Annotated in this window: 8 protein-coding genes; 3 read left to right on the forward strand and 5 right to left on the reverse strand. The window is 74.4% G+C overall.

Annotated elements, in window-relative coordinates; all coding sequences use genetic code 11:
- Positions 1-469: 469 nt before the first annotated feature.
- Together ilvD and EBN88_RS26640 are read right to left on the reverse strand one after the other, a co-directional pair.
- Positions 470-2,311, reverse strand: coding sequence for a dihydroxy-acid dehydratase (gene ilvD / locus EBN88_RS26635; RefSeq protein WP_122399601.1), 1,842 nt, complete (start codon positions 2,309-2,311; stop codon positions 470-472).
- A gap of 156 nt (positions 2,312-2,467) precedes the next feature.
- Positions 2,468-3,367: a hypothetical protein gene (locus EBN88_RS26640; protein ID WP_407703465.1), complete on the reverse strand. Its 900-nt coding sequence runs from the start codon at positions 3,365-3,367 to the stop codon at positions 2,468-2,470.
- A 36-nt stretch (positions 3,368-3,403) separates the two neighbouring features.
- On the opposite strand from EBN88_RS26640, the gene EBN88_RS26645 reads away from it, so the two are divergent.
- On the forward strand, positions 3,404-4,336 hold the full coding sequence (locus EBN88_RS26645; protein WP_122399602.1) for a Ppx/GppA phosphatase family protein: 933 nt from the start codon (positions 3,404-3,406) through the stop codon (positions 4,334-4,336).
- Positions 4,337-4,374: 38 nt separating this feature from the next.
- On the opposite strand, the gene EBN88_RS26650 is transcribed toward EBN88_RS26645, so the two are convergent.
- Complete coding sequence (locus EBN88_RS26650) at positions 4,375-5,112, reverse strand: ABC transporter permease (protein WP_122399603.1); 738 nt, start codon at positions 5,110-5,112, stop codon at positions 4,375-4,377.
- A complete protein-coding gene (locus EBN88_RS26655) occupies positions 5,109-5,933 on the reverse strand; it encodes an ABC transporter ATP-binding protein (protein ID WP_122399604.1) in 825 nt (274 codons plus the stop codon). The genes EBN88_RS26650 and EBN88_RS26655 overlap by 4 nt, the downstream gene beginning before the upstream one ends.
- A gap of 73 nt (positions 5,934-6,006) precedes the next feature.
- Between EBN88_RS26655 and EBN88_RS26660 the strand changes: the two genes are divergently transcribed.
- A complete protein-coding gene (locus tag EBN88_RS26660) occupies positions 6,007-6,873 on the forward strand; it encodes a sugar phosphate isomerase/epimerase family protein (protein WP_233581000.1) in 867 nt (288 codons plus the stop codon).
- Positions 6,870-7,511 carry a TetR/AcrR family transcriptional regulator gene (locus EBN88_RS26665; protein WP_122399606.1) on the forward strand — a complete coding sequence of 214 codons (642 nt, stop codon included), beginning with the start codon at positions 6,870-6,872 and terminating at the stop codon, positions 7,509-7,511. Before EBN88_RS26660 ends, EBN88_RS26665 begins: the two co-directional genes overlap by 4 nt.
- Positions 7,512-7,521: 10 nt before the next feature.
- Here the strand turns inward: EBN88_RS26665 and EBN88_RS30855 are convergent.
- On the reverse strand, positions 7,522-8,290 hold a 769-nt coding region (locus tag EBN88_RS30855), incomplete at its 5' end, for a BACON domain-containing protein (RefSeq protein ID WP_407703466.1).

Consider the following 8,290-nt stretch of genomic DNA (forward strand, 5'->3'; position numbering starts at 1 on the left):
GGCGCTTGCCGCGCGGGGCCGCTCGCCGTGCGGGGCGCGGCGGGGCGCACGGGCCCCTGCGGGCCCCGGTGCGAGGCGCGCTGCCGCGCAGGCACGAGTTGAGCGCGGGGCGCCGTACCGACCCGGATGCGCGAGCTACCGCGCAGATCGCCGCGCGCCGGCCGGTGCGGTGCCCACCGTGCAACGTCGGGACAGACTGCCTGCCCCGCGAACACGCACGGCGGCGCCAACCACGCGACACGCACCAGGGCACACCCGTCCCTGCGGGCCCCGGCGTGAGGCGCGCGCTGCCGCGCAGGCACGAACCAAACGCGAGGCGCGAAGCGGCGGGCGCGCTACCGCGCACAGCACCCGACGCCCGCCGGCGGGAAAGCATCCGCCACCGGCGGAACACGCGCCAGCCCGCGAGGACACACGGGCCAAACCCGACGCCAGGCACGGGCCCCGCAGGGGCCCGTGCCGCGCGTGTTCAGCCTTCGATGGCGCTGACGTCGCGCACCGCGCCACGGTCCGCGCTGGTCGCCATCGCCGCGTAGGCGCGCAGCGCCAGCGAGACCTTGCGGTCGCGGGACTTCGGCGCGTACCGGCCGTTCAGCTCGGCGCGGCGCCGGTCCAACTCCTCCTGCGGCACCTTCAGTTCGAGCGCCCGGGACGGGATGTCGATGCGGATGAGGTCCCCGTCGCGCACCAGCGCGATCGTGCCGCCGGCCGCCGCCTCGGGCGAGGCGTGGCCGATGGACAGGCCCGAGGTGCCGCCCGAGAAGCGGCCGTCCGTGATCAACGCGCACTTGGCGCCCAGGCCACGGCCCTTGAGGAAGGACGTCGGGTAGAGCATCTCCTGCATCCCCGGGCCGCCCCTGGGGCCCTCGTACCGGACGACGACGACGTCGCCCTCCTTGACCCGCTTGGAGAGGATCGCCTCCACGGCCTCCTCCTGGGACTCGACGACCACGGCCGGGCCCTCGAAGGTCCAGATCGACTCGTCGACGCCGGCGGTCTTCACCACGCTGCCGTCCTCGGCGAGGTTCCCGTAGAGCACGGCCAGGCCGCCCTCGGCCGAGTGGGCGTGGGCCACGTCCCTGATGCAGCCGTTCTCCGCGTCGGTGTCCAGCGTCTCCCACCGCTCGGACTGGGAGAACGCCTCGGCGGAACGGACGCAGCCGGGCGCCGCGTGGAACAGCTCGACCGCCTCGGGCGAGGGCGAACCGCCCCTGATGTCCCAGGACTTGAGCCAGTCGGCGAGCGAGTCGCTGTGCACGGTGTGCACGTCCTCGTTGAGCAGGCCGGCCCGGTACAGCTCGCCCAGGATGGCGGGGATACCGCCGGCGCGGTGCACGTCCTCCATGTAGTAGGTGCCGTTGGGCGCGACCTTGGAGAGGCAGGGCACCCGGCGGGAGAGCGCGTCGATCTCCCTGAGCCCGAAGTCCAGCTCGGCCTCCTGGGCGGCGGCCAGCAGGTGGAGGATGGTGTTGGTGGAGCCGCCCATCGCGATGTCCAGGGTCATCGCGTTCTCGAACGCCGCCCGCGAGCCGACCGCGCGCGGCAGCACGGTGGCGTCGTCGTCCTCGTAGTAGCGGCGGGTGATCTCCACCACGTTCCGGCCGGCGGCCTCGTAGAGGGAACGGCGGGCGGTGTGGGTGGCCAGCACCGAGCCGTTGCCGGGGAGGGAGAGGCCGATGGCCTCGGTCAGGCAGTTCATCGAGTTGGCGGTGAACATGCCGGAACAGGAGCCGCAGGTGGGACAGGCGTTCTCCTCGATCCTGGCCAGGTCCTCGTCGGAGACGGAGTCGTTGGCCGCCTCCGACATGGCGCTGATCAGGTCGAGCTTGCGGACGGTGCCGTCGACCAGCGTGGTGGTGCCGGACTCCATGGGGCCGCCGGAGACGAAGACCGTCGGGATGTTGAGCCGCATCGCGGCCATCAGCATCCCGGGCGTGATCTTGTCGCAGTTGGAGACGCAGATCAGGGCGTCGGCGCAGTGCGCCTCCACCATGTACTCGACGGAGTCGGCGATCAGGTCGCGGGACGGCAGGGAGTAGAGCATCCCGCCGTGTCCCATGGCGATGCCGTCGTCCACGGCGATGGTGTTGAACTCGCGGGGGATGCCGCCCGCTTCCTTGATCGCCTCGGAGACGATCCGGCCGACGGGCTGGAGGTGGGTGTGACCGGGGACGAACTCGGTGAAGCTGTTCGCCACGGCGATGATCGGCTTGCCGAAGTCCTCCCGGGCTACCCCGGCGGCGCGGAGCAGGGCGCGGGCGCCCGCCATGTTGCGGCCGTGGGTGACGGTTCTGGACCTCAGGCTGCCCATGATGATGCCTCTCCTCGCGAGACGGTGCGGCTACCTCCCGAGGCTACGCCCGCGCGCCGCGTTCCGGGACGGGGATACCGGCATCCGGACAGGCGCGCGGCGCACGCCGGGCCCTGGGACCCACCCCGTGCGCGGCGTGCGCCGGCGCGGGCCGGGCTATCCGCGCGGCGGAGCGGGGTCCGCCGGGTGGGGCGCCAGCAGGGGGAGGGGGCGGGCGCCGGGCGGGGTGACGCTCTGGGTGGCCAGGCGGGCCTCGCACAGCTCGACGAGCTGGTCGTACCCGTCCTTGCCCATCAGCTCGACCAGTTCGGCGCGGTAGGTCACGAACAGCGGCTCGGCCGCCCCGTGCGCGGCCGGCGCGCCCGTGCACCACCAGTGCAGGTCGTGGCCGCCGCCGCCCCAGCCCCTGCGGTCGTACTCGCCGATGGAGACGCAGAGCTTCTGCTCGCCGTCGGGCTGCTCCACCCACTCGTAGGTGCGGCGGACCGGCAGCTGCCAGCAGACGTCGGGCTTGGTCTCCAGCGGCTCGCGCCCCTCGGAGAGCGCCAGGATGTGCAGCGCGCAGCCCTCACCGCCGGCGAAGCCCGGACGGTTGAGGAAGACGCAGGCGCCCTGGTGGCGGCGGGTGCGCCGCTCGCCGTCCTCGTCCAACTCCACCCATCCGGCACGGGAGTTGCCCTCCGGGTGGAACTGCCACTGCTCGGGGGTGAGCCGGGCGGCGTGCCCGGCGACGCGCTGCTCGTCCTCCTCGTCGGAGAAGTGCGCGCCCAGCGTGCAGCAGCCGTCGCTGGCGCGGCCCGGCTGGATGCCCTGGCAGCCGCGGCCGAAGACGCAGCTCCAGCGGGAGGTCAGCCAGGTCAGGTCGCAGCGGAAGTACTGCTCGGGATCGGTCGGGTCGGGGAACTCGACCCAGGCCCTGGGGTGGTCGAGCGCCACCTCGTCGCCGGCGGCCCGGCGCCGGGCGCCGTCCCACCCGCCGTCGCGTTCGTCCACCGCGTCGCGTTCGCCGTCCGCCGGGGCGCTTCTGTCCGGCTTCGCCCTCTTCGTCTTCGCCACTACGCCAGGGTAGAGGGCGGGGTAGCGTTGACGGTCATGAGACTCGGAGTTCTCGACGTGGGTTCCAACACGGTTCACCTGCTGGTGGTTGACGCCCATCCCGGCGCCCGCCCCCTGCCCGCCTACTCCCACAAGGCGGAGCTGCGGCTGGCCGAACTGCTCGACGAGAAGGGCGCGATCAGCCCGGCCGGCGTGGACCGGCTGGTGGCCACCGTCCGGGAGGCCCTGGAGGTGGCGGAGGAGCACGGGGTGGCGGACCTGCTGCCGTTCGCGACCTCGGCGGTGCGCGAGTCGGGCAACGCCGAGCAGGTGCTGGCCCGCGTCGCGGCCGAGACGGGGGTGGCGCTCCAGGTGCTCTCCGGCGAGGACGAGGCGCGGCTGACCTTTCTCGCCGCGCGGCGCTGGCTGGGCTGGTCGGCCGGCCGGCTGCTGCTCTTCGACATCGGCGGCGGCTCCCTGGAGATCGCCTACGGGATGGACGAGGCGCCGGACGTCGCGGTCTCGCTGCCGTTGGGCGCGGGCCGGCTGACGGCGGCGCGGCTGCCGGGCGACCCGCCCGCCTCGTCCGACGTGCGGGCGCTGCGGCGCGATGTGCGCACCGAAGTGGCGGGCGTGGTGGGCCAGTTCAGCCGGCTGGGGGCGCCGGACCGGGTGGTGGCCACCTCGAAGACGTTCAAGCAGCTGGCGCGGGTCGCGGGCGCGGCCCGCTCGACCGAGGGCCAGCTGGTGCGCCGCCAGCTGGCCCGCGCCGACCTGCGGGTGTGGAGCCAGAAGCTGGCCGAGCTGCCGGTCGCGGAGCGGCGGGAGCTGCCGGGCGTCTCGCCCGGGCGGGCCCGGCAGCTGCTCGCGGGGGCGCTGGTGGCGGAGGCGGCGATGGACCTCTTCGGCGTGGAGTCGCTGGAGATCTGTCCCTGGGCGTTGCGCGAGGGCGTGATCCTGCGCCGCCTGGACCGGATGCGCGCCCCCTGAGCCTCCCGCCGGCGCGCGAACTGAACGGCGCGCGCCGTTCAGTTCGTGCGCCGGCGCAGGGTGGCCGCGCCCAGCGCGAGCACCGCTACGGCGACCCCGCTGACCACCACCGCGTCGCGCACATAGTCGCCGGTGACCTCGGTCTCGCGCAGCACCTCGTTCATGCCGTCGACCGAGTAGGACATCGGCAGCACGTTGGAGGCGTACTCCAGCACCGGCTGCATCGTCTCGCGCGGCGCGAACAGCCCGCAGAGCAGCAGCTGGGGGAAGATCAGCGCCGGCAGGAACTGCACGGCCTGGAACTCCGAGGAGGCGAACGCCGAGACGAACAGGCCGAGCGCCGTGCCCAGCAGGGCGTTGAGCAGCGCGACCAACAGCAGCAGCCAGGGCGAGCCGGCCACGTCCAGGTCGAGCAGCCAGAGCGCGATCCCGGTGGCCAGCGCCGCCTGGAGCACGGCGAAGAGGCTGAACGCCAGCGCGTAGCCGACGATCAGGTCGCCCTTCCCCAGCGGCATCACCAGCAGCCGCTCCAGGGTGCCCGAGGTCCGCTCGCGGAGCGTGGCGATCGAGGTGACCAGGAACATGGTGATCATCGGGAAGATCCCCAGCAGCGAGGAGCCGATGAAGTCGAACGAGTCCGGGTCGGCGTCGAAGACGTAGCGCAGCAGCACCAGCAGCAGCACGGGCACCAGCAGCAACAGGGCGATGGTGCGCGGGTCCTGGCGCAGCTGGGCGAGGACCCGGCGGGCGGTGGCGAGGGTGCGGGCGAGGCTCATCGTCGGGGCTCCCGTGCGTCGTCGGGGTCGGCCGGGCCGGCGGCGGAGCCCCGTTCGTTGTCGGAGTCGGCCGCCACCAGGGCGAGGAACGCGCCCTCGACCGAGTCGGCCCCGCTGCGGCGGCGCAGCGCCTCGGGCGTGCCGTCGGCGAGGACCCGGCCCTCGCGCATCAGGACCAGCCGCTCGCAGCGGTCCGCCTCGTCCATCACATGGGACGAGATGAGCAGCGTGGTGCCGCGCTCCTCGGCGAGCCGGTGGAACAGCTGCCACAGCGCGTTGCGCAGCACCGGGTCGAGGCCGACGGTCGGCTCGTCGAGGACCAGCAGCTCGGGGGTGCCGAGCAGGGCGGCGGCCAGCGAGACCCTGGAGCGTTGCCCGCCGGAGAGGTCCCTGGTCAGCGCGGTGGCGTGGCTGGTCAGGTCGACCTCGTCCAGCACCCGTTCGACCTCGGGGGCCCGTTCGGCGCGGGGCAGGCCGAGGACGGCGGCGAAGTAGTCGAGGTTCCCCCGGACCGTGAGGTCGGCGTAGACCGAGGGCGCCTGGGTGACATAGCCCAGGCGCGGGCGGAGCGCGGCGGAGCCGGCCGGCTCGCCGAGCACCTCCAGGGTGCCGGTGACCCGGCTCTGGGCGCCGACGATGGCCCGCATCAACGTGGTCTTTCCGCAGCCCGAGGGCCCGAGGAGCCCGGTGACGCTGCCGACCGGCACGGTGAAGTCCAGCCCGCGCAGCACCTCGCGCCGCCCGCGCGTCACCCGCAACCCGCGTGCCCGAACGGCCGGTTGGTCGCCAGGGGAGCCCCCGTCGGCGATTTTATTAATCATGCGTTTAATTATTCTCCCGGCGCCGTCCCGCCGTCAAGCCGGCCCGCCCTCCCGGACGCGTAGGCTGGTCGCCGTGGCAGATCCAGAACCCGTCGGCGAGGTGAAGATCGGGCTCTCGACGGCCTCCGTCTATCCGGAGAACACGGCCGCCGCCTTCGAGATAGCCGGCAGGCTCGGCTACGACGGGGTCGAGGTCATGGTGTGGACGGACCCGGTGAGCCAGGACGTCGAGACCCTGCGGCGCCTCTCCGAGGAGCACGAGGTGCCGGTGCTCGCCGTGCACGCCCCCTGCCTGCTGGTCACCCAGCGCGTGTGGTCCACCGACCCGTGGCGGAAGCTGGTCACCGCGCGGGCCGCCGCCGAACGCCTCGGCGCCGACACCGTGGTGGTCCACCCGCCGTTCCGCTGGCAGCGCGCCTACGCCAAGGGCTTTGTCGAGGGCATCGCGCGGCTCGGCGCGGAAGGTGACGTCCGCTTCGCGGTGGAGAACATGTACCCGTGGCGCTACCGCGACCGCGAGATGCAGGCGTACGCCCCCGGCTGGGACGTCACCGAAGAGGACTATCCGCATCTGACGTTGGACGTCTCCCACGCCGCGACCGCCAGGATCGACGCGCTCGCCCTCGCCGAGCGGATGGGCGGACGGCTGACCCATGTGCACATCGGCGACGGCTCCGGCTCGGGCAAGGACGAACACCTCGTCCCGGGGCGCGGCGCGCAGCCCTGCGCCGGGGTGCTGTCCCGGTTGGCCGCGACCGGCTACCGGGGCCATGTGATCGCCGAGATCAACACCCGGCGGGCCACCTCGGCCCGCGAGCGGGAGGCCGACCTGGCCGAGACGCTGGCCTTCACCCGCCTGCACCTGGCCCGCCCCGCCCTGACCTCGCCCCGCGAGGAACGCCGCCGCGAGGAACGTTCCCGGGAGGAGCCGAGCCGATGAGCACCGTCCCGGGCCGTCGCCGGGGCCGCCCGTCCCTGGCCGACCGGCCGGAGGGCGAGCCCGGCACCAGGGAACGCATCCTGGACTCCGCCCGCACGGAGTTCGCCCGCCGTGGCTTCGACCTCGCCTCCGTCCGCGCCATCGCCAGGGGCGCCGACGTCAACCCGGCGCTGGTGCACCACTACTTCGGCACCAAGGAGGGCGTCTTCGCCGCCGCCGTGCACGCGGCGACCGAGGCCGCCGTGCGGGTCCTCACCCAGGAGACGCCCACCGGCCCCGAGGCGCTGGGCGGGCACTTCACCCGGGTCTTCTTCTCGATCTGGGAGAACCCGGCGACCCGCGACCCGCTGCTGGCCGTGCTCCGCTCGGCGGTGAACAACGAGACGGCCGCCGGCATCTTCCGCGCGGCCATCACCGAGGAGCTGCTGGCCCGGGTGGCCGGCCAGCTGCCCGAGCCCGACGCCAGGCTGCGCGTGGAACTGGCCGCGATGCAGCTGGTCGGGGCGGCCCTCGGCCGCTACGTGCTGGAGATCGAGCCGCTGGCCAGCACCGACGTCGAGATCCTGGTCGAGCGCCTGGCGCCCGTCGTCCAGCACCACCTCACCGCGACGCCGGGCACGCCCCCGCCCCCCGCCTGACCGAACGGCGTCAGACCGGGCGCGGCTGGGGAACGGGCTCGTCCGTCGGCGGCTCGGCCGGCTCCTCCGTCGGGGGCTCGGCCGGGTCCTCCGGCGGCTCCTCGCCCCCCGGGTCCCCTCCCGCGCCCTCGACGGTCACCCGGGTGCCGGTCGGCTCGACGGTGACCGAGGCCGACCAGGGCCCGGCCGGCTGGCGCGCCGTGTCGACCAACACCTCGATCACCAGCGTCTCCCCCGGCCAGAGCGTCCCCGAGGAACGGCCGAGCAACAGCCAGTCGACGTCCGCCGTGGCCGTCCAGCTCACCGGGGAGCCGCCGGAGACCGTGAGCGTCAGCAGGGTGCCGGAGTCCGTGGTCACCGCGTCGACGGACAGCTCGCCCGGGGCCGGCGTCGTCGGCTCATCGGGCTCGGCCTCCGCGCCCTCCTCCCGCTCGGGCGAGGACTCGGCCGTCGGCTCCCGGCCCCGGCGGTCCGCCGTCTCGTCCTCCGTGGGCCCCTCGGGCAGCGCGGGCAGCGACGGGTCGCGCTCCCCGTTCGGCTGCCGCCGGGCGCCGCCGCCCTCGTCGTCCACCGGCTCGTCGGGCGCGCTGGCCGACATCCCCTCCAGCTCGGCGGCCTCGCCCGTCACCGGAGCGCCCCGGTAGGCGGCCCACAGCGCCAGCACCGGCGCCGCCAGCACCGTGGCGACCACCGTGCCGGTGACGGCCCGGCCGCGCAGCCGCTCGCGCCGCGCCGCGCGGTCCCGCTCCGGCACCGGGAAGCCCAACCGGTCCCAGCGC

Source organism: Streptomyces triticirhizae (genome assembly GCF_003696235.1).
Classification (GTDB): Bacteria; Actinomycetota; Actinomycetes; order Streptomycetales; family Streptomycetaceae; genus Streptomyces; species Streptomyces triticirhizae.